The organism is Litoribacillus peritrichatus (assembly GCF_039537985.1).
In the GTDB taxonomy this organism is placed as follows: Bacteria; Pseudomonadota; Gammaproteobacteria; order Pseudomonadales; family Litoribrevibacteraceae; genus Litoribacillus; species Litoribacillus peritrichatus.
The window spans coordinates 1-22131 of the sequence record NZ_BAABBN010000007.1 but is presented as its reverse complement, the minus strand read 5'-3'; the positions used below and the strand labels follow the sequence as shown (position 1 = coordinate 22131).

General features: G+C 41.0%; 15 protein-coding genes and 1 rRNA gene. 1 reads left to right on the top strand and 15 read right to left on the bottom strand.

The features are described from left to right. Window positions 1-33: 33 nt before the first annotated feature. The 4 genes from ABD744_RS09935 to ABD744_RS09920 are packed head-to-tail and all read right to left on the bottom strand — an operon-like array spanning window position 34 to window position 6798. On the bottom strand, window positions 34-1290 hold the full coding sequence (locus ABD744_RS09935; RefSeq protein WP_344798039.1) for a Wadjet anti-phage system protein JetD domain-containing protein: 1257 nt from the start codon (window positions 1288-1290) through the stop codon (window positions 34-36). Continuing rightward, window positions 1290-4703 carry an SbcC/MukB-like Walker B domain-containing protein gene (locus tag ABD744_RS09930; RefSeq protein WP_344798038.1) on the bottom strand — a complete coding sequence of 1138 codons (3414 nt, stop codon included), beginning with the start codon at window positions 4701-4703 and terminating at the stop codon, window positions 1290-1292. The genes ABD744_RS09935 and ABD744_RS09930 overlap by 1 nt, the downstream gene beginning before the upstream one ends. Next, window positions 4700-5329, bottom strand: a complete 630-nt coding sequence (locus tag ABD744_RS09925; RefSeq protein ID WP_344798037.1) for a DUF4194 domain-containing protein — start codon at window positions 5327-5329, stop codon at window positions 4700-4702. Before ABD744_RS09925 ends, ABD744_RS09930 begins: the two co-directional genes overlap by 4 nt. Beyond that, window positions 5326-6798, bottom strand: coding sequence for a Wadjet anti-phage system protein JetA family protein (locus ABD744_RS09920; RefSeq protein ID WP_344798036.1), 1473 nt, complete (start codon window positions 6796-6798; stop codon window positions 5326-5328). Before ABD744_RS09920 ends, ABD744_RS09925 begins: the two co-directional genes overlap by 4 nt. A gap of 164 nt (window positions 6799-6962) precedes the next feature. On the opposite strand from ABD744_RS09920, the gene ABD744_RS09915 reads away from it, so the two are divergent. After that, complete coding sequence (locus ABD744_RS09915; protein ID WP_344798035.1) at window positions 6963-7775, top strand: WYL domain-containing protein; 813 nt, start codon at window positions 6963-6965, stop codon at window positions 7773-7775. A gap of 218 nt (window positions 7776-7993) precedes the next feature. Here ABD744_RS09915 and ABD744_RS09910 read toward each other — a convergent pair whose 3' ends face one another. From ABD744_RS09910 to rrf, 11 genes are all read right to left on the bottom strand, one after another. Continuing rightward, on the bottom strand, window positions 7994-8845 hold the full coding sequence (locus ABD744_RS09910) for a hypothetical protein (RefSeq protein WP_344798034.1): 852 nt from the start codon (window positions 8843-8845) through the stop codon (window positions 7994-7996). Between the two features lie 10 nt (window positions 8846-8855). Continuing rightward, window positions 8856-9272 (bottom strand): STAS-like domain-containing protein, encoded by a 417-nt coding sequence (locus ABD744_RS09905; protein WP_344798032.1) that lies wholly within the window; start codon window positions 9270-9272, stop codon window positions 8856-8858. A 12-nt stretch (window positions 9273-9284) separates the two neighbouring features. Further along, the gene (locus tag ABD744_RS09900; protein WP_344798031.1) at window positions 9285-10478 is read right to left on the bottom strand and encodes a hypothetical protein; all 1194 of its coding nucleotides are present in this window, start codon (window positions 10476-10478) and stop codon (window positions 9285-9287) included. 152 nt (window positions 10479-10630) lie between these two features. Beyond that, window positions 10631-12226: a Tn7-like element transposition protein TnsE gene (locus ABD744_RS09895; protein ID WP_344798029.1), complete on the bottom strand. Its 1596-nt coding sequence runs from the start codon at window positions 12224-12226 to the stop codon at window positions 10631-10633. After that, entirely contained in the window at window positions 12223-13734 is a 1512-nt protein-coding gene (locus tag ABD744_RS09890; RefSeq protein ID WP_344798027.1) for a TnsD family Tn7-like transposition protein, read from the bottom strand. The genes ABD744_RS09895 and ABD744_RS09890 overlap by 4 nt, the downstream gene beginning before the upstream one ends. A gap of 2 nt (window positions 13735-13736) precedes the next feature. After that, the gene (locus ABD744_RS09885) at window positions 13737-15398 is read right to left on the bottom strand and encodes an AAA family ATPase (RefSeq protein ID WP_344798025.1); all 1662 of its coding nucleotides are present in this window, start codon (window positions 15396-15398) and stop codon (window positions 13737-13739) included. 1 nt (window position 15399) lies between these two features. Then, window positions 15400-17496 (bottom strand): transposase, encoded by a 2097-nt coding sequence (locus ABD744_RS09880; protein ID WP_344798023.1) that lies wholly within the window; start codon window positions 17494-17496, stop codon window positions 15400-15402. Beyond that, window positions 17480-18304 (bottom strand): TnsA endonuclease C-terminal domain-containing protein, encoded by an 825-nt coding sequence (locus tag ABD744_RS09875; RefSeq protein ID WP_344798021.1) that lies wholly within the window; start codon window positions 18302-18304, stop codon window positions 17480-17482. Before ABD744_RS09875 ends, ABD744_RS09880 begins: the two co-directional genes overlap by 17 nt. A 141-nt stretch (window positions 18305-18445) precedes the next feature. Further along, a complete protein-coding gene (gene glmS, locus ABD744_RS09870; protein WP_344798019.1) occupies window positions 18446-20284 on the bottom strand; it encodes a glutamine--fructose-6-phosphate transaminase (isomerizing) in 1839 nt (612 codons plus the stop codon). A 22-nt stretch (window positions 20285-20306) separates the two neighbouring features. Continuing rightward, a complete protein-coding gene (gene glmU, locus ABD744_RS09865; protein WP_344798015.1) occupies window positions 20307-21674 on the bottom strand; it encodes a bifunctional UDP-N-acetylglucosamine diphosphorylase/glucosamine-1-phosphate N-acetyltransferase GlmU in 1368 nt (455 codons plus the stop codon). Window positions 21675-21873: 199 nt separating this feature from the next. Next, a 5S ribosomal RNA gene (gene rrf, locus ABD744_RS09860) occupies window positions 21874-21989 on the bottom strand. Between the last annotated feature and the right edge of the window lie 142 nt (window positions 21990-22131).

Sequence of the window (22131 nt, the reverse complement as noted above, 5' to 3'; positions counted from 1 at the left end):
GACCAAGAACCCAATGCGCGAAAAATCAGGTGTTCACGATCGACCAGAATCCATGTTCACGTTCGGCGGAATATGCATAGGGTTCCACTCAGTGAACTCTTGCTCATGGAAGCGCTTATTCTCCTTCAATGATATGGCTTCATCTGTCCAACCAAAGCGATCACAAATCGGAAGGATATGAGATAGATCTTTATCTGTTGCTTCCTTATATTCACCACTAGTGGAAGTAGTCATCATTTCGAAGAGCTCCAATGGGTAACCCTCTGACTGAGCAAACTGAGCAACCCTGCCAGCTATTCGGAATCCGCCTACATCCGTATCCCCCCAATGCAAAACCCGTTTTGGTTTTGTAGCTTGAAGGAGCGAACAATACGCCTTTATGAGTGACGGTGTTGGATAACCTGCGACATACAAGATCAATAGATCATTTGGATTCGATGGGCACTCGGCAATCTCATTAAAGGTAGCTAGGTTCTCGACTGTCAATATGGTATTGATTTGTGAGCCACTAATTGATATTGATGGATCCGGGCGTATCCCTAGGTAAGGTTTAATCAATTGGGTTGTTTGATTGTTAATCCTTACCTGAGTACCGGCGGGCCCGCTAATCAGCATAGGCTGCGGATGTTTGAGTAAACCCAAATGCTCAAACACATTATCAGGGTCGCTCTCTTCAACCAGATATGCAATTGGCCGCCGTAACGCTTCAATACGCTTGGTATCTTGAAACAATTCATTGCTTAAGCGCCTGAGTAAGATTGTCTGGCCCTGATCCGCGCTTCGAGCATAGTCCACGACTTTAACTGCATCCAAAAGTACAGTCACTTGGTCAGGCTTCATACCATCTGGCTGTTTGCCAGAATTCCAGCCATCAATGACGTTGATAAGGGTTGGAAACCTCTTAGCATCAATCTGTTTGAGTTTTTCAACACCCTGTTTGGCGACAACCCAAGGCAGAGGGTCTCCCAGAAAGTATGAAACCTGTTCAGGGTCGATCATTGTGATGCGTTCAATCTGACCTTGACTGTCAGTAAATCGATCCCATACAACGTCTATTGCTTTACTTCTCTGCAATGGTGCAAGCGTCGCATGATAATCTTCCCGGTCTCGATATGTATCTAGATTGAAATACTCGGGAACAGAAGAGAGCGTAACCGGCAGAGATTGTCCATAAAGCGATGGATCTGGATCCAAAGAGTCGGATTTGAATACTTGATTAGCAACACGCTTAATAAGCCGCCGAAGAGTTGAATGGCAAGCTCTCTGACCATTCGATAATGACTGTTTCATTATTCATCCTCAAATTCTTCTTGCAGTTCTTCCACAGAGACTTGAGGCACCTCAAGGCCCAATTGTTCATAGGCATCTATAACTATCTCAGGATTCTTATCGGGCACATCTGACATCATCAGTGCATTGGCTTTAGGCGTATATTCTGTCAATTCAACTAAGAGATCGACACCCTCACGATCTAAGTCATAAATCATTCTGGAAACAGGTAGAACTTTACTACGATCATCATCTGGCGCAGCCATAACTAGCTGTAAACCTAGGCTTTGCAGAAACTCACCAGTTGCAACACTATTATTGGTATCCATACCATGAAAGGCTTCATCCAGACATATGATGCCACTACCTTGTTTCTGGCCCTTACGATCTTGCAATCTGTAGGCTTTGGCAAGAGCCGAACCAGCCGCCACATACATTGGCGCAATATGTTCACCATTGGAGCCAGCGCCTTGGCGGTTACTCATTTTGTCGACCACTTTACCGTTGACCAAAATATCGAGGTCATACTGATAGAACTGTCTGTAATCAAGAACTGAACGGGCACTACCCACTTCAACCGCTTGATCAATCAAGTCATGAAATAGTCTATCAACATCGTCAGAGTCACTGGAGAATAATGAAAAATTCTGTTCGCTGTTTGCTAGCTCTTTTATATGGCGTACCAACGCTTCGTGTTGCTTCACAACGGTACAGGTGAACCGGTATCTCTCACCCCCGGTAAATGCAGGACAGGCACTGAGGATTTTATTCCTCTCTCGCTGCTCAAGTTCCATTTCCTTAAACCGATCATACAATGACATAGCAATGTCAGTACGTAGCGTTTCTTCAGATGCTAAACGTACTTCTTCAGCTTCTTTCTCATAATTTTGCAACTGAGTATCAAAAAGGCGCGTTTTTTCTTTCCTGGCGAGAGCAAAACGCTCTTCCCAGTTCATGAATTGAAGCTGAAAATCTGGATTAAACTGGTTAAAGGCGAAGGTTGCTTTATTTACAACTCGATCAAATTCTTTATTTTGATATTCACGACGTCGTCGGACTTCTTGCTGGCGAACCTCATAATTTGCAAAACCCTCCTCTATTTCATATTTCGTAGCATCCATTTCTAGTGTATCTAATAACGGGTTTTCAAGAGCAGTTCGTTCCGCTGCCTGCACATTGGGCATTTTAAGCTTTAAAGAATCTAAGCGGATTTTGTTATCTTTTATCTGACGTTCACATGCTGCAGAAGCACGGTTTGCTTGTGTAAAATCTTCATCCGCAGATTTAAAATCCTTCTCGGCTTTTGCAAATTGTTCCCGATAGGTCTCAAGATGGGATACATCGATATCATCGATTTGCTGTTGATTCGTCTCAATCTTGGCACGCTCACGCACTATATTCTGTCTCGACTCATCATCTCCAATGAAAGAGCCCTTGGCCATGGCGTTCACGAAGTCTGTCACGCACTGAAGACGCTTTTCCTCATGATTAATTTCCTCGGCAAGTTGAATCTGGTAAATAGACAGTTCTCGGGTATCCTCATCATTTTTACCCAACCTGAGGTCCTTTATTGAAAGCACGCGAATACTCTTGGTCATCCCTCCCTGAGTTAGGGTGCCATCCACAGTTAGTGCTCTTTTGAATTGTGTCAGCTCGCTTTCGGTAACCGCCTGTCGCATAGAGCCAAACTTGTGCGCAAGAAAGCGATGGACAACGTCATTATCTGTCTCAAATAATCCAAGGATGTGATCATCAGATAAATAGTCTGGATTAACATCATTCAAATGCCTAGGCTGAATAATCCCGGCACCAACTAGCTGATAACCGTTTTGCCGCGCAACACGCATCAACTTAATCGCAGACTCTATCTGATGCTCTGGAACAACTAAGGCTTCTCTATCACTTCCCAAATAGGACTCAATAACAGGAGCCCACTGAGGATTCTGAACTTTAACTAAGGCACTCATTGGGGTTGAATCAATACCATTTTCAGAGAGAAGATTGTTTAATGCAGCTGCAGGCCCATCCAGAAGCCTACCTGTTCTTTTGGCTGCCTGTATTCTCCCTTTAGTACTCTCAAATTCTACCTTCTTACTTTCTAACTGCACAGTGAGAAACCTTTGTCTTGGAGCAGCTACATCTAAGAGCTTCTTGAGATGCGACTCCATTTCATTCATAACTTTGTGCATCGCTTCCATAGACTCGGAGCCAGCTTGCTCAAAGCGTTCCTGAACACGTTTAAGCTGACTTTTGTTCTGGCTCAGCTCTCCCTTTTCAAGTAATGCTCGTGTAGCTATCAGAATATTATTGAAACGATGGCGTAAAGGGTTTTCGTAGGCTTTAATCAATTTCTCTGCAGATTCGATTTCATTTTGAAGACGCAAACGAACTTGCTCAGTTTCATCTGCTTCCAACAACCCCTTGTAGGTGGTCATACGTTCCTGGGCAACGTCGCGTTCGTGACGACTAGATTCAGATTTTTGATCTGCAATGTCTTTTGTCTCAGCCAGCTGCTCAATGCTTTCCTCTATCCTATCCAGCATCTCACTTATCTGTTCAACTTCAAAGATCGCTTTAATTGCTTCGAGGTTCGCAATTTTAACCTGATGTCGTCGTGCCGCCTCATAATCCTTAACGATCACCATCAGCTGCCCAATTTTCTCCTTAGTTTCTGTGACCAAATCTCGAAGCTTAATAAATTGATCAACCTGCTTCTGGAAGGTCTCGATGTCTACAGGGTTGGGTTCTACAACGTAATCGCGAATAAATTGATCGACTGAATCTACATTTTTAAGCGTCATAGACTTCACAAAAGAAGACATAAAGCGCGTTGGGTCAGGCATGCGTTGGCCATTCAATGCATAGAGTAACTCCGATACGTATTCACCTGATTTATCCGTAAAGGTAGGAGTACGACCAAGTTTATCGCTACGTTGGCGCGCGTTATGACGAAACTCGGCAAATTCGATGGGCCGCTCATCCTCACCTTCAATCACAACACAGTCGTTTGCGGTGATATGTTGTCCCGGCAGTACAAACAACCCTTTCACATCGTGATCATCACGACCTAGCTCAGCCTCAATGCACAATCCCGCCGAGAGGACTCCGCCAGGTTTTCCATCGTCAAATACCAACACGATATATGTTCGGGCAGCATCTCGAGCCCGGCCTATCACTTCGCTGTCATCCTCTGGGTTTCTTAATAGACCAAGACAATAACCAGATATTTTTCGAGCCTTTTTTGAAGAAACTGACTGTGCATTATAGTGCGCATAACGCTGATTCCCACCGAGCATCGCGATCTGAATAGCATCTAAGGTACTGGATTTACCACATCCGTTAGGACCCAGGAAAGCAACAGAACCATCCACAGGAAGGTCGGCCTTTTCATGGAGATAAAACTGAACTAGCGTGATCTGTTTGAGTTCTTTCATGATTCAACCTCCGGTCTATTCTTAGCACCTTCAGGTTCAAATTGCTGAGCCGCATGCGCTTTTAAAATTGCCAAGGATTGCTCATTCACCAAACTCTGTATCGCTGGCAGGACCTGAATAATCCACGGGTTCTCTACAGAGTCTTCATTTCGAACCATGCGCGCCAATCCCCAACGACGCATCGTTTGAAACAAATTATCCAATCTTGTGATCGGCTTAATTTGAAGCTCTCTTTGGGTCGACTCACTATAAGCCATCTCTAATTCATGAATAGTTACCGATGCTATTCCTTTATCCAAAGTGCCCGTTTGCATATGATGGTCGTAGATTTTACGAAGGACTAAAACCAATAGCGTTTGATCAAGTGTCATCTTGGTCATCTCTGGATACCTCGGAACACACGCCACGTATTGAAAGGAAGTATTGTGATCAAGCCGACAACCGAACAAGTCTAGCGCCTTGGAGTACTCGTTCTCATAGCGGGAAACTAAATCATATGCTGAACGTTGTTTAGGGTTTGATTGATACAAAACTTGCTCATTCATCAATCGCAACGCAGCTCGCTGAAAATCAGACTCATCACAATACTTATCAAGCTCCGCTAAGCGTTTCCAACTTACATTCATTGTCTAGCACCTTTTTTGATTCTCTTCACCTTTACGACCGGGCCAGACATATACTCGTTTTCAAAGCGATCCTCGGTCAGCTCAAATTCAAATTCTCGAAATACCTTGTTCAAACCAGCACTCACTGCTCTTGGGTTATTTGCTTTTCGCTTTGCAATCACTCCGAGACGAGTAAACATCGCAGCCATACACAAATCGTTGATCTGAGTAATTGGAATGGAGTTATTCGATATCTCTTGTCGTTCTCTTATATGTTCACTTACGTAATCAAGGATCTTTTTCTCACTGACTAATCGATTTCCTTTCATTATTTGACGCAATAGCCTTCGGACTTGTTGCTCAGGCGACAGGATATGCTTCTGTATCTTGGCACCTCGATTGATCCTCGGTGGTGGTGCGGGTAACTTCAACATCGCTTCATGAAATAGATTTCCCGAACTAAATCCCAGAGAAAGCTCAGGTTCCTGATCTACAAGTGACTCTGCAGTATTATTGATGACCATTAATACATCATCGATCTTTTGACTGAAATCACCTTGAGATCGCACCTGATATTCCAAATATCCCAATGCCTGATCATTCGCTTTACTGACAGAATCCTTCAAGCGCGTCAGCATGCGATCCACTTGCGACAACCCCATCACCTTGCGAATATCCGCTTCAAGTATCTGATCAGCTTCGTCATCATTGGCAAGCCGCAGATTTTTTCGATACCAGTTACGTAGTTCTTTTCGCTTTTCATCTTCATCTGCAATTTGACAGACCATATCAATAATGTCCCAGCGAGCCGTCAACGGGTGATTCTTTGAAAAAAGCTCTGCGTAATCTCCGATATATAGAGACGAGATATAATCACCGAAAAACTTTTCCAGAAATGTGCCCGCACTTTTCTGCTTTCGAAACTCCTCGCTCGCTTCCTCAACTCGCATACGCGTTGTATTCAACATTCTGAGAAGAGCGGAACACTCGCGCGCTGCAACTTGAAAAACACCTGCGTTATTTTTTGGATCACCATGGACCTGCGCAAGATTGTTACGTATAGATTGAACACGGCCACCAATGAATTCGGGGCCTTGTTCTGCGAAGTTTTTTAGCAACTCAAATAAACTCTGTACTGTTGGTCTCATAACTACGTAATGGACAAAACCAACCCGGTCCAGCGATAGCCAACGGTTTTCTAATAGCTGATTCAATGCAGAATGGGCTCTAGCATTCAGAGGTGTTTCGATTTCTTCAGGTGACGTTTCATATTGTTCATCCCAGCGAAAGAGAAATGCTTCAACCGAAACTATGACACGTTTTTGCGTCCAGCCGTCACCCTCAGGCTGCTCAGACTCTGGAGAAAAGAAATCTAAGTACAGGTGATCGAGCAAAGCCCAATTTCGTCTGGAATGTTCATTTGCACCCAGCGTACGAAATATTTTTTCAGGGACTCGATCAAACAAAGAAACCGATTTGTTTCTATCCATAAACATTTCTCAAACTATTTAAAAATCAACCTTCAGCGAGACATAGAACTTTTATTTCACACCACTACTACCATATATCATCAATTCGATATATTATCCAAAAAGATAACTTATATATTTATATAACTTATCATAAAAGATAACAAGTAGCGAAGAAACACGAAATGCCAGCATCGAAACAAAACAAGCGTGATACTCAATTTCAATTTATCGACCTAGTGCTTGCATACGAAGGTGAAATCTCGAATGCTCGAATTCGTGAACGCTTTGACCTTGCAAATGTGCAAGCTTCACGAATTATTTCATCATACAAAGAGGCTTATCCAAACAACATTGAACTGAAATCTGGAAAGGGGCGTGGCAATTACTCTATAGGTAAAGACTTCATTCCTATGCATTCCAAACTAACTATTGGAAATTATTTCAACACCCTGTCTTCAGAGAAAGTTCATTGTCCTTTTGAAAAAGTTGAGTTTGATTTTACAAATATTAAGCCCAGTACTTTTCGCTTATTACATCAATCCATTTCTAGCAAACAAACACTCAACGTATTTTATCGTTCAATGCGCCAGCCTGAAGGAAGCTGGCGAATGATCTACCCAACCGCCTATGTTTTTGCTGGTAAACGATGGCACATCCGAGCCTACGATGATGATTCACAGGAGTATCGTGATTTCAATATTGCACGTATAGAGAAAATTGAGCCCGGAATTGTTGTATCAGAATTGCCACCAGACGAATACTGGAAAAGCTATGTCGAGCTCACAATTCTCCCTCATCCTGAGCTCAGCGAATCTCAAGCACTATTGATTCGTGACGAATTATTCTCAGGTGCGGCTAGTCGCAAAGTAACAACTCGCAAAGCACTGGTGCAATATGTGATTCGTGAATTAGAACTGGCCACAGACCTTGAAAGTGATAAGCCACCGCATTTCCAAATCTACTTACACTCAGAAAAATTAGTCGAACGTTCATAGATTAACGACACTAAATGTGGGCGAGTAAGAAAAAAGTGCATAGTTGAATCATACTAAATTGATTTGTGATTTATTACGCGACTAAATCAGTCATCAGAGCCGTACACATAACCATTTCTTTTTAAAGGAAAAGTATCAGATCAAGTCTAAACTAATTTATTATAATTCATGCATTAAGCTCCTATCTTGCTATAAAGATTTTAGTGAGTTTATTGCTTCTAGTTAATCTGTTGAGAATACTTAATTAAAATAGACTTTAACCGGGAAACTAATTTGGAGATTTCGCTTGTAATTTTTGGATTGCTCACCTTACTATCGCTTTCAAATTCACCGCCTGTAGACAAGTCATATAGCTCATCAATAAGTGCTAGAATTTGTTTTGAGTCACTTGAATTTTTGATTGATATTAAATTGCAAAATTTTTCTAAACTTGTTCTTAATACTAAGAAATCAGATTTTATTTTTATCTCCAAGAGCTTCATTTCTTTATTGTTTGTATCTTTTTTTCTCTTATCTTTTATCCTTTCTGAAATCCAGTAGCTAGTAGCAGACGACTCAAAAAATTCTAAAAGCTTTAATGCAATATTGGAATAGTGAGCTTCCTTATTTACTTTATTTACATTTTTGAAATAGATTAAGTTAAAGATAAATACGGCTAAAGCTGCAACTAAAGCCCCAGAAATTCCTGAGGTGATTTCTAAACCATATGAGCCATCAGGTATTGTAGTAGCAACGTTGATCAAACTATTACTTTGATTCTCGAAAGTTGTTTTTAGTAAATTTACTGCGTTGCTCAAAGCATCAATATTATCGGAAATATTTTCTAAATTAGAGAGTTGAGATGTGTGCTCTGGTAGATCTTCATTTAACTTGGATATTGTTTCTATTTCTTCAAATGTTTCTCTATTTTGTATGATACTTTCAGATAAAATTTGTTTAATACTTGAAAGTTCAGCTTTAACATCAGTAGCTATCTCTTGGTTTTCTTTCAAATATTCTAGTGTTGAGTGTTCAAAGCTTTTATCTAACGTAGGAATTGAACTTGAGTTTATTTCATTATTTACATCCATGTGTAGATTCTCACTTGAAATCTTCTAAGAATGATTTATCGATTGAACCTTTGAACTTTCCTTCGTTTATTGCAGTCTCTTTAGTAGACTCATATTGCTCTGAATTATAAATGGCTTCTTTTATATATTGCTTTATCTTTCTTGCATAAAATTCAAAATCAGAATCATTAAAGTCTAGATTTAAAACTCGATTGATGTAGTCAGATTCAAAGTAGCCGTGTTTTATTAATCCGCCGAATGCTTCAACTAGAAATGAAGAGCCATACCCTTCTACATTTTCATCAATATTAATGGTTAAAGGTTTGTTTAGTTTAAGCAGAGGGCGTAAAACTTCTTCTCGAAATTCTTCTCCGCTACCGTCACCATCAGTGTAATATCGACCAGCAGGATCATCCGAAAATTGTTTTCCGATGTATAAAATCTTCATATATTTATACCGTTAGTTAAGCTTGACATTCCAAATTATTAACGTTCCATTGAGAGGCCTTTTCATACCCTCCGCCTTAGAGTATTCCTTTCCATTTTCAATCCAGCATTTATATAGGCCGTGGTAACTGAAAATTGATAAGTAGCCTTCCCCTCGCTCTCTTATGAACTCTAACAAATCTTGTAGGCCTTTGCCTCGGTCATTTTTGTCAGTACTTGTCCTATCAATTGACACTGCAGCTTCCAAAAGCTTTGCATGTTTTGCCTGCTCGGCTATTGGAAGCTGTAATTTTGAAAAGTAAGATAGGACTTTTTCCCATATTTGTGATGCCGGTAATGAGTTTGGGATGCCTATACCTTGATCAAAGAATGCAACTTTCATCTCTTTGGATTGTTTATTATACGATCCTGTTAAATACCATGACTTTTCTTCGCATAGCTCTTCGTCTGGGTAAGCATGGTGGGTAACATTGGTTACTGCTTCAGTTAAGCCGCTATGTAAAATGGTCCACTTTGCAACATTGTCTCCGACAAGCTTGATGATTTCTGCTTTTAATTCTTTCTTTTTTGCCTTAGCTTCATCAGAGTTTCCACATTGCCCTTTGACATATCTTACAAAATCTACATCAGGTGAAGCACTTGTTTCGGTATTTTTTCTACTTGGCTTATTTTCAAAGAGGTCAAAGAATCCTAGTTGTTCAAACTGGATAAAAATATCTTTATTCCAATTTTCAACTTGAGGCTTAAGCTTTTTTCTGATGGAAATATTCCATTTAGACACTTCTGCAGTTAGAACCAATGCGGCTGATGTCGATATACTTGCTAACTTATCAAAGTTTACACTTGCTAATTTAAGAGCTTTTTTAGGTAAATCAGTTTTAACATTTTCATATAGCGATGTGAGCTTTCTAATTGCAGTTAAGCACTGCACGGTAGAGTCGTACTCATTTGAGAAGTTCATCCTTTCTGGCAAATGAACAACAATACGATTACGTTTCAGTTTTTTACCATTGAATACATCAGAAATAACTAAACCATGAGTTCGTTCGTTTTTTATCCAGTCATTTATTTTTAACCAGTTAAATCCTAACTCTCCGTTTAAGTTGTTGTCTGTATGTCTTTTTCTCTTAGTGGTGGACCCTAATATTCTCTGTTTAAGAACCCTTTTTACGTCTCGTATTCTTTGATCTCTGGTGATCTTTTTCATTTTCCTTAATTTCCTATGAGTAGGGTTTATAGAAATGAAAACCCATGAGTAATTTCGCAAATTCTTAGCTATTGTGGTTGGGCGCCAAAATAAGCTAGCCCCAACAATGTCCTTTATCCAATCGACTAATTGCCTGATTGTCCAACCCATATTTAAAACAGTTTTTCAAAAATCCTATCAGCCCACTTCTTAATATCATCACTACTCAGGGCACCACCTTCATTTTTAGTTTGTTGATGCGACAACCCAAGATAATTTCCGACACCTATGGCAGAGTCCAAATATTTTGTGGGCCAACTCAAAGAAGCTCTAAGTAATTTCTTTTCTAATTTCTTTATGAAGTCTTCCAGATTTTTCAGCTCAGATAAAAGTATGACCATTGTGGATAAGGGTGTCATATCCGAAGTATCAACTTCCAAGAAAAGATACGACTTCCCATTTTTGGCGACTTTAGCCACACTTAGGCACCTTGGATTACCTTCAATTCTATGTTTTTGGCACTTTCCAATAGCAGGAAGCTTTCTCAATGGATAAGTGATTACGGAACATTTATGTGTGTTTTTTAACCTATCCAACATCTTAAAATAGCTTTTGAATTTGCCCATATAAAGATCAGTGTCATCGGTCTGGTCATCAGCGTTTTTCCACTCTGCACTTGGTTTATTCCCACCTGGTCCCTGTTCACCAGGATTAACTTCAGAAGAACCATCGGAGCCTTCATCCCCCTTCTTATTAGTTCCTCCTGTAGGTTTAGTTCTTGTGCTAACTATTCGTGTCTCTATAGCTTTTTGATACTCAAAAACAAAAGTATCATCAATCAAGATGATAGGCGCTGACTCATTACTTTCTTCATCGTCATCATCAACGTCAGGCTTCTCTGGCACGCCGCCACCAGATCCTCCCCCCGTACCATCGCCTTTACCACCAGAAGATGTTTTAAACTTAGGGCTTTGGTACTCTATATCGTCTGGCACTGATATGGGTAAATTCATAATATGAGTGATTTCATAAGCTATAAAGTGGCTACTATCAGAATCAAAATTTCCTTTTAACGTTAATTGAACGTCAGGAAGCGCTGGCGGCTGAAACTGGAACGTCCAAAGTCGATATTGGCCAAAAGACCGCCCGTACTCTAATTGATATTGAGCAATGCTGTCATAAGATCGGCGTATATTGTGATCGGTCAGAATCCAAGTGAGATGGCGTCGGAATACTTCATTCTTGAACAAGTCAATTGGGCAAGTACATGATTCAAGTACATGTATGATGACTGAGTTTTCGTCAACCTCTTGAATCGCATATTCATTGTTTAACACGTCATGCACTAATGAAGACCTGGATAAATACGCATTATGGAAGAATAACACTCGTGCAAGCTCAAACTGTGGTAAGAAAATCTTAGTTCCATCTTCTGTATGAAACGTAAAACAAAATTGATCGCTCTCTTGAAATATTTTTCTCTCTAGAGCCTTACAATCTTTAAAATACCCTACCGACCAGTTCGCCGTGGAATCAATTTTAATATCAAGTGATTGCCGCTGAATAAAGTTTTCTTTAGTCGGGTTAAGTATCTTTTTCCTAGCCAGAATGGGGGCAAACGAAAGGGAAGTGGCTGATTTTCCCTGCGCTTTAGGAGGGTAGGTGCTCAAGTTTATCCCCCAAGAAGAGCCTCCTTGCTTAATAAAGAGGTCACCAATGCCATTTAACCATGTATCTCGTTGAAAACCTTTGAGCGTATAGTCCTTCAAAGTCGTATTACTTCCTTTAGAAATTGACGAGCAAGATCTGTGAGCCGAGCTTCACTTAATCCTGAATTCCGAAGAACTCTCCATCGCCTTAAAGCTCTGTTATTTTTACCTAACTCAATGATCGTACAGGTTATTCTTCGGATTTGATACTCAGAAACACTCTCAGTGTACAGATCAAAAAACAAACGACACAGCGGCAATAAAGATAAGTGCTTTTCCAATGTTGCTCGTTTTCTTGACTGGCTCATAAACCGGGCTTTTGACCATCGAGGGGACTGTAGTTCTAACTCACTTTGATTTCTTATACCTATTAGCTGTTTGACTAAACACCTATCTCTATTTTGCCAGCGAACTCTGAACTTTTTAGCACTCCGAGACTGTTTATGCGATTTATTAAACGCCATCAACCAGCTTCGATCATTCCGGTAAAGCCACGCATAAACACCACCAAAACCAGACCGTCTTGAAACATTGACTCCTTTCAACTCGACATGCAACGACCAGGTTAGACGTTTCTGTTTAATCTCGTCTTTAGAAACGGTCATAGAGGAAGGGGGTTTAGAAACGACAAAGGTCTTGTAATGTATTGCCTCTAATAAAACGCCTTTTAAGTCCCTCTTTGAACGGATTAGTGCTTTGAGAACAACCAAATGTTCTAAATAGCTGAATGCTTTCCTGTGTTTTCTAAAAAGATTTTTTAACCAACAACTTTCATCATGTGTCAAGCCCAGCTCCTGGCTTTCCAACCAATATTTTCCCCAATACGCCTGTATTTTATTAGCAATGAGCTCATGTAAAACCTGATGACCACGGTTAAGTCCTAACTCATAAGCTAACGCCTTATAGTACTGCCCCCACTGTTCAATAGCTGGAACTTCACTCGCTTTTAATGCCAAAAGCTCTCTAACGCCTTCAGCTAGCATTCCGCTTTGCCAGGTATCTTTTACGGGAGGGTCATCCTCTGTTTCATATAACGCTGCGGCCTGAAATAAGTTTCTATGATCTGAATAAAATCCGATGCTTGTTTCGTGAAGCGCTGTTTTATGAATAGTACACGAATCAACTCCAGTGACTTGCCATTCTCTTTTCCAGTACCGCTCGCCATAAAATTTTTCTTGCTCTTCAAAACATTTAGGACAATATCGAAGATGTTGTGGCCTGCTCACTCTGGAGGCAGCAATACCAGTTATTACATGTGCAGAATTTTTGGGAGCATTGACCAGTTGATCGACTAACCGTTTTCTCCTCTGTTCTCCAACGAAAGGAGCATATAAAGGAAACAGAGTATGATTATATAAAAGATCTAATGGTCGAATCTGGAGTTCAGACGGATAGAGCTTCGACACAAGCAAAATATGGCCAGGAAGGTCAACCGTTGCGATGATTTTGGTATCCTCAAAGACCTCTCTTAAAAGTTCTTTCGGGGACGTAATACCGGCATGAATTCCATACCTTGCAATGGTGCTGTAAAGCAGCTCATCAGGATAAGGTAATGGAAAACCTAACATAACTAGCCTACACGTTTTAACCACTCTACCATATCAAATAAATCTTCCCCTTTATTCAATGATTCATAGAACTGACCTGGTTCTGCCTGAGAAAATTTAAATCTAAGGTCCTCTGAAGGTAAAGTATGCCAGTCTGATGCTCTAACCTTTTCTGCTTTCGGTGTGTTTAATTCTTCTTTGGATGGATTCTTATACCAGTCCAACACGATTGGTATCATATCTCTAACAGATAAATCCGGATGTGCTTTAAAAACATTTTCGACTAATGGCTGAAGTAATTTTGAATCACATTCCAAAGCGATCAATAAATTGTATAGACGCAGCGCGTTCTCATTTCCTTCAAAAAGAGGCTTGGCTTTCTTCCGATCTTGCTGAGTAATAATGTCTTGCCTGAGTTCTAATAAACGCTTATCAATCGATGTTAATTGCAGGTCAGAATACTTTACGATTAAGTCGGGATCACCTTTACGTAATGCATCTAACATTGGGTGTACAGGCTTCAACTCTTGCTCATACACCTTTTTCAATAACTGAACAGTAACACGCTCAATCTTGGTTGAAATGGCCCTCAGTTGAGCAAGTACAAACAGCTTAACAACGATGTCGAGCACGCCTTGTGACAAATCAAACCAGCAATCCCTGATTTCTTCGCTCAATACCTCTTCGCGCTTGAGTAGCCACTGGTATTGCCAAAGTTTATCAGTAAAAGCTCTCCATTCAGTCCTCTTTATTCTTCCTGTTTTAGGATCTTGCTTTGAGAGCCCTTTATTCATCGGTTCCCAAAATAAAGACCCAAACCCAGCGCTACGTCTACCAGCTTGCAATTCCATTTCAAAGATTGGACGAGCTTTTGGAGTACCTACCATAACAACAGGAACACCAACCACATTTACCAACGCAACGAAAAACTCGAGCATTCTCTCATCACTTACTGTACGACGAATGTTTAATCTCTGAATTTCATCAATAACGATGACACCGATAGCACGCTGCGTTGCAACTTGCCCCATTAATGCCAAAAGCACTTCAGGACTGTGGCGTTTCCTTCCATATTTCTGCTCGTAGTTAGTGTGCAGTGTTCGATCAACTTCGCGGAAGAAATTGAGACATAAGCTCTTTAAAGAACCATCTGATGGGCATTCAATTCTCAGGTAAGTGAGCTGTATAAAATTATACTCTTGGTGATAAATCACCTGTGGGTAAGTGGCTAGAATTCGATTTATCGTGATACTTTTCCCACTACCAGAGCATCCAATTAAAGACAGGCTTCTTGCTGTTGACTTCGCTTGGGTAAAACGAAAATTATCCATTTCACCCGACATAATTCGTTCATAACCAGCCTGCATGTGCTGGTTTAAATTACCGTCAGCGAGATTACGTCCCACATAGCCGGCTCGAATCATAATGGATAACTTTTCTTCTAGCTGGATGTGGCCAGATAAAGGCTGAAAGAATTCATCCAAAAGCGAACAAATTTGATGTGCTCTTAACCTCCCATTGATAAAACATTCCGAAGGGTTAAAATCAATTTGTCCACTGAGTTTTGCCTTCAAATCAGGCACGTTCATAATCGGAGGCAAAGCTTCAATTAATGGATTACCACGATAACGCTCAATTTGAGGATCTGAGTACATTGCACGCACAAAATTTTCAGGTAAGGGCATATTAGTCATCCTCCCCAAAAAGCTCATCAATGTAATCAGGGAAGTCTAAATCATCATCCTTCGCTGTTATGTACACAACTTCTGCTTCGGACTCCTTCTTTGTCGAATTTGGGCGATAAGCGTTTTCGGATCGCTCTTTTATCTTTTCTTTCGCTTTATTGCCATTAATCGCAGCAATACGTTCAGACTTAGGAATTTCAGAGGTATCAGGGGATGTCTGTGCCGCTTTTTTGATTTGCTCTAATACAAATTCTTCATGCTCTCGTTTTTTAGAAGTCGCAACAATTCCCGCTTTACCATGAGTTTTCTTTTGAGCGTCTTCCACCTGCCATACATCCCAGAAAGACGCACCTTTATATTGCCTAGAACGCTCAGCCAGATTACAAATCCAATAATGTTGTGTATTTTTTTCTGGCAATAAGTAGATGTGGTCTGCGCATGCCGGATCATAAGCAGCTTCAATAGAAGCAGGTCGTTTTACATTTTTTCCGCGATGCATCCAACCACTTTGGATAACTTCTTGGGATGTAAAATAAATCCCAAATACTCTTACCCCTAATTCTGAAATAGTTGCTTTTACCCTTGGTAAAAGAGCAATTCTTAATCCATCTTCTGAAGCAGCTCTCAAGCGACCTGTTCGATGCTGCAACCCCCAATTCCATAGATGGATAGGAGTACTGGGTAAATCCGTTGGCATGTCTGCATCACGGTCATACTTCTTTAGAACTGCATATTTATTATGATAAATCACTGATGAAAGTAAGATCTTCGTAAAATCTAAAATTGAAATTTTTGAGTCCAGCCGATAATCCTTTCCACCTCGTTTTTTAATCTTATTACCAGTTACATAACCTGGTGCAAATGGAGAAAAGTCAGCCTGAATTGTTTTAAAATTTCGTTCAACAATCCCTTTGGCATCGCCACGATAAGAAGGGGTATTTTCAATCCTAACTGCAAAAATGTTTTCCAGGTTCTCAATCTGATGGCCAAGCAATTCTCCTCGATCAGCTAGAATTGCATCTGGCAAACCTATGGAAGGCCAATCATCACTACTAATATCAAATCCTAAGTTCTGGCAATAACTCGTTTTGTCTACCATAGACATATAGAGGGCCTGCATCGCTGCAGCATAGGAAGCATTTTCAAAACCAATGTAGAACCCTGCTACCATTCTGCTAAAAACATCGATCACCATATAAATCACTGGTCTACCGACAATATTGCCACGTTCACTGTCTGATACGAGATAAATATCCGCAATAGTCGCATCTATTTCGTACCGCGAGCCAGGCCCTAATACATTAGAATTTGCAGTACTATGTAATGGACGAATGTCCTTGTTATATACAATTTTAGAAACTTTCTTTTTAAGTATCTCTGACTGAGAATATTCTCTCTTGTAGAAATGCATCATCTGCCAATTAGTAGGCAGTTCATCTTCAGGCGTGTCTGGAAAATACGTTAAATACATGGTCTGGAAACGCCTATACGCATAAGAAATGGGGTGCTTATTTTCCTCACCTTTATCATTCAATACGTATTTATCGATGACAATTCTAAATAGACGTTCTATCTCTTCATCAATTTGAGCTCCTGTACCAGAAGTATCCTTGCGCGGCCGTCCCAACTTTTTACCAGACGCAAATCGGCGTTTACCTTTACCACCTGAATTCTTATAGTCTGGCAACAACGTATTTGGGGTTTGACCTCTCTGCCAAAAACGTCGTGCCAATCGATAAAGCGTTTGTTTGGTGGAGCCTTGTTCTTCCAAAATTTCATTAATAATTCGGTTACGGTGCTTCGGCAAGTAAAAATCAGGGGAGTCAATCAGAGGCTTAATTAACTGATAATTCTTATCTCTCTTTACTCTGGCTGTTGTTCCTTCTTCAGGCACTTCAAAGATTAACTTTTGAAAAGGATCATCCACCCGTTCTAACAGCTCACTCTCAATAGAATCAAGCAACAGTTGTTCAGTTATAAGCTCCGGAAGTGCTGAGTCATCATCAATATCAATCCAGACAATATGGTCTTCAACGAACTCCAAAACACGAAACCGCTGTTCATTGACTTTCAACACTTCATTAAGCCGAAACATCATAAGCCTCCTTAATAAATAAGAAGTCGCCTATTCCGATATCCGACAATTTGAGTTTCCTTGCAGGCTTAAAAATATCAAACGTAAGATAACGCTTCGCCAATAAGAACCTCATTTCATAAAGAGATTCACCGAGTGGCAAGTCATATGCCATGTCGAGCTCTTTACAAAGAGCTATTAGTGATTTGTTTGGATTTTTATTCAGGTGATATGCAAAATACTCAATTTGCTGGCGAGCATGCTCTTCAGGTATTTCTTCTTTTTGAGAGGGGTAAAGCCACTGAATGTTTTTTAATATAACTTCAGGTATTTCCCGCTCTGTAATCAAATACCAAGGAATGGATTTGGTTTTCCAGTATTGTTTTTCTATCTCTAACTTTTCAACTGTTCGAGCGTCGTTGATGGCATCAGAGTACTTAGCTTGCAGTGCAAACTTAGGTTCAGGTTTAGAAGAAGAATCCACTAAAAAATCTGTGGACATATATTCATCGTATCCTCCGATACCTGGATGATCAATGCCAGAATCAAAAGATAGCTGCCGGGTCACGTCTATTTGTAAGGGAAATTGCTCACGAATTTGTGTGACTTCGCTGTGCCACTCAAGCAATAAGAAAACAGCAAGTTCAAGGTCAGAAAATAGATGATGAGTCCGCTGTGATTTATGGCCAAATACACGATGTACTCGACCAGCTGAAGGAAAATCTCTAACCGTCAACCAAGGCTTATAGTCTGCATGCTGACCCGCACCTCGGCCTTCCTTTATCCACCTGGCAGTTTTGACTTTCGAAACAGCTGACTTTTTGGAGACCATAAAAAAACCGCTCTATCTGATTACATTTTAAGCATAGATAGTGCGGTTTCAGTATGCAACTTTATTACTTGGTATGATACTTTATTACTTAGTATGAAACTTTATTACTCTCCCACATGTAACTTTATTACTTAGCAGGTCTTATTCGACCGTTACACTTTTGGCTAAATTTCTCGGCTGATCCACATCCGTGCCTTTCAATACAGCTACATGATAGGACAGCAGCTGCAATGGAACAGTAAACACAATTGGCTCAAGAATCGAGTGCATCTCATTCAGCGTGATCGTATGGTCGTCTGAGTAATGACCTACAGTTTTGTCATCTGCCACAACAAACAACTGACCACCACGGGCACGTACTTCTTCCAGGTTAGAACGAAGTTTGTCCAGTAATTCATTATTCGGTGCTACTGTGACTACAGGCATATCCGCATCAACCAAGGCCAACGGCCCATGTTTCAGCTCGCCAGCGGGATAGGCTTCTGCATGAATATAAGAAATTTCTTTGAGCTTCAAAGCCCCTTCCAAAGCCACCGGATACATAATACCTCGGCCTAAGAATAGGGCATTTTGCTTATCTGCGAACTGTTCAGACACAGTTTGTATGGCTGAGTCCAAAGTCAGAGCATCAGACAACAGCTCAGGCAATTTGTGCATTTGACGAATCAATTCGGCTTCGGCGGTTTCTGCCAGGCCGTTACGACGCGCCAGCGCGATCGAAATCATCAGCAAAGACACAAGCTGTGTGGTAAAAGCTTTAGTAGAAGCAACCCCGATCTCAGGGCCGGCATGCGTCAATATGCACAAGTCCGACTCTCGCACCAAAGAACTGCCTGGAACATTACAAACGACTAAACTGCCCATAAGGTTTCGTTTTTTAGCTTCTTTTAAAGCAGCAAGCGTATCTGCAGTTTCACCTGACTGGGAAATGGTAATGAATAAAGTACCGTCGACCAATACCGTCTTACGGTAACGATATTCACTGGCCACTTCGATATTGCATGGAATGCCAGCCAGATCTTCTATCCAATATTTAGCCACTAAGCCAGAATGGTAGCTGGTGCCACAAGCAACAATCTGCACAGCCTTTGTCTGATCAAACAATTCAGCCGCTTTAGGGCCAAAAGCCTGTTCTAACAATTTGTCTTGGCTGATTCGGCCTTCCAGTGTGTTTTTAACCACTTCCGGTTGCTCATAAATTTCTTTGAGCATGTAATGGCGATATTCACCTTTGCTGGCCGAGTCAATTCCATGTTCGAATTGAGTAATGGGATATTCCACTGTCTCGCCACTGGCGTCATATATTGAAATGCCGTCAATGGTTAGCTCAGCCACGTCACCATCTTCTAAATAAATAAAACGATCCGTCACTTGCAACAATGCCAAAGCATCCGAAGCAATGAAGTTTTCGCCCGAACCTACGCCAATAACCAACGGGCTTCCCAAGCGCGCACAAATCAGGCGGTCAGGATTGGACAGTTCAATAACGCCTAATGCATAAGCCCCTTCAAACCGTTTAACCGCAAGTTGAACAACGTCCAATAAGTCTTGTCCCGATTTCAATAAACTGTGCAGCAAGTGTGCAACAACTTCGGTATCTGTGTCCGAAGTAAATTCATAACCTTCAGATTGAAGCTCTGCCCGGATTGTTTCGTAATTTTCTATGATTCCGTTATGAACAATCGCAAGGTTAGGGCCACCATCCTCGAATGAAATATGAGGATGGGCATTACGCTCTGTGGGCTTACCGTGAGTTGCCCAACGGGTGTGAGCAATACCAAGGCGACCATCTAAATTTATACCTTCAGCTGCCGACTCAAGATCAACCACTTTGCCTGCCGCTCGGACACGTGTAATTTTGTCACTTTGATGAAGAGCAACTCCAGCACTGTCGTAACCACGGTATTCAAGACGCTTCAGCCCTTCAATTAAGATGTCCTTCACCGGACGTTGAGCTATTGCTCCTACAATTCCACACATATTAATTCCTACCTAAATCCTTTTATTTATTTTTAACAGGACGATTCCATGTTGAAATATTCTTTTGACGACTCCGAGCTACCGCTAATTCACCTTCATTAACTTCTTTGGTGATGATAGACCCAGCACCAGTGGTACTGCCTTTCCCAACTTTTACTGGTGCAACCAAACAGGTATTCGAGCCAATAAATACATCGTCTTCGATTTCAGTTTTAAATTTATTCACTCCGTCGTAATTACAGGTAATAGTGCCCGCACCTATATTTACACCTGAGCCAACATTTGCATCGCCCACGTAAGAAAGGTGATTAACTTTACTTCCTTCCCCAATCGAGGTTTTTTTAGTTTCAACAAAGTTTCCGATTTTTGCTTTTGACGCTAATACAGTTCCGGGACGCAAACGGGCAAACGGTCCTATATCACAGTTTTCACCCACTACGGACTCTTCAATCATTGAGTTCGCTTTAATGTGCGTTCCTTTACGAATCACCGAGTTCTTAATAATACAATTTGAATCAATCACAACTTCATCTTCGATGGTCACTGAACCTTCCAGCACCACATTAACGTCAATTGTAACGTCTTTACCACAGGAAATATCGCCACGCAGATCGATACGAGAAGGGTCCCTTAACGTCACACCATTAATTAAAAGTGACTCGGCCTGAACCTGCTGATAGATTCGTTCAAGAGCTGCTAACTGAACCCGACTGTTTACCCCTTCCACTTCCCAAGCAAAGTCAGGCTGCGTTGCAGATACCACTTTACCTTCCGCGACGGCCATCGCAACTAGATCGGTCAAATAGTATTCTTTCTGAACATTATCATTAGAAAGATTTGGTAACCATTGCGCTAACAGCTCAGTTTTAACCGCCATGATGCCTGTGTTTATTTCTTTTATTTGGTGCTGTTCAGACGTTGCGTCTTTGTGCTCTACAATAGCTTGTACTGAATTATCTGAAGCTCGTACGATACGTCCATAACCGGTAGGATCTTCCATCTCAAGCGTAAGAAGAACTAAATCCTTATCCTGAACTTCTGACATCAATTTCGCTAATGTCTCTTTCTTTGTCAGTGGTACATCGCCGTATAAAATTAAGGTAATACCAGTTTGATCTTTCAAACCAGGCAAGGCCTGCATCACCGCATGCCCTGTACCTAACTGTTCTGCTTGCAAATACCAACGAAGATCCTCACCGACTAAAGTATTTTTAACAGTATCTGCGCCATGACCAACCACAATGTGCATAGTCGCTTGATCAAGTGATTGCGCTGTATTAATGACACGCTGCGCCATAGGTAAACCGGCGATTGAATGTACTACTTTTGGTAAGGAAGATTTCATCCGGCTTCCCTGGCCGGCAGCCAACACAACGACATTAAGCGTCATAGAATTTTCCAAATATGAGTTTTGCAATAATAAATGCAAACATTATACATGGGTTGAAAAGGCAGGATAGTTTTAGAGTATAAAATCAGTAATTGAAACAAAAACTAGACGACAATCATTGATCACAAAACAACCAGGCAAAAAAAACCCCGATGCGTAGGCATCGGGGTTTTTGTTTGCTCTTACGAGCGAATAAGGCGCTTGACGATGACCTACTCTCACATGGGGAGACCCCACACTACCATCGGCGCGGACCGGTTTCACTTCTGAGTTCGGAATGGGATCAGGTGGTTCACAGTCGCTATGGTCGTCAAGCAAAACAGGGACAGAGGAGATGAAGTTGAGTATGTCGTTTGACTCACTTATCATCACATTTTGAATACGGTATCTAAATCAACTTGGATTTATATCTGGATCTATTAATCAATGATCAAACTACTTTGGTGTTATATAGCCA

Coding starts and splice junctions, on each gene's coding strand:
- ABD744_RS09890 (WP_344798027.1), bottom strand. CDS start 13,734: ATGTTAGGTTTTCCATTACCTTATCCTGATGAGCTGCTTTACAGCACC.
- ABD744_RS09920 (WP_344798036.1), bottom strand. CDS start 6,798: ATGGATAGAAACAAATCGGTTTCTTTGTTTGATCGAGTCCCTGAAAAA.
- ABD744_RS09905 (WP_344798032.1), bottom strand. CDS start 9,272: ATGAAGATTTTATACATCGGAAAACAATTTTCGGATGATCCTGCTGGT.
- ABD744_RS09915 (WP_344798035.1), top strand. CDS start 6,963: ATGCCAGCATCGAAACAAAACAAGCGTGATACTCAATTTCAATTTATC.
- ABD744_RS09935 (WP_344798039.1), bottom strand. CDS start 1,290: ATGAAACAGTCATTATCGAATGGTCAGAGAGCTTGCCATTCAACTCTT.
- glmS (WP_344798019.1), bottom strand. CDS start 20,284: ATGTGTGGAATTGTAGGAGCAATAGCTCAACGTCCGGTGAAGGACATC.
- ABD744_RS09875 (WP_344798021.1), bottom strand. CDS start 18,304: ATGGTCTCCAAAAAGTCAGCTGTTTCGAAAGTCAAAACTGCCAGGTGG.
- ABD744_RS09930 (WP_344798038.1), bottom strand. CDS start 4,703: ATGAAAGAACTCAAACAGATCACGCTAGTTCAGTTTTATCTCCATGAA.
- ABD744_RS09925 (WP_344798037.1), bottom strand. CDS start 5,329: ATGAATGTAAGTTGGAAACGCTTAGCGGAGCTTGATAAGTATTGTGAT.
- ABD744_RS09880 (WP_344798023.1), bottom strand. CDS start 17,496: ATGATGTTTCGGCTTAATGAAGTGTTGAAAGTCAATGAACAGCGGTTT.
- ABD744_RS09885 (WP_344798025.1), bottom strand. CDS start 15,398: ATGCCCTTACCTGAAAATTTTGTGCGTGCAATGTACTCAGATCCTCAA.
- glmU (WP_344798015.1), bottom strand. CDS start 21,674: ATGACGCTTAATGTCGTTGTGTTGGCTGCCGGCCAGGGAAGCCGGATG.
- ABD744_RS09910 (WP_344798034.1), bottom strand. CDS start 8,845: ATGGATGTAAATAATGAAATAAACTCAAGTTCAATTCCTACGTTAGAT.
- ABD744_RS09900 (WP_344798031.1), bottom strand. CDS start 10,478: ATGAAAAAGATCACCAGAGATCAAAGAATACGAGACGTAAAAAGGGTT.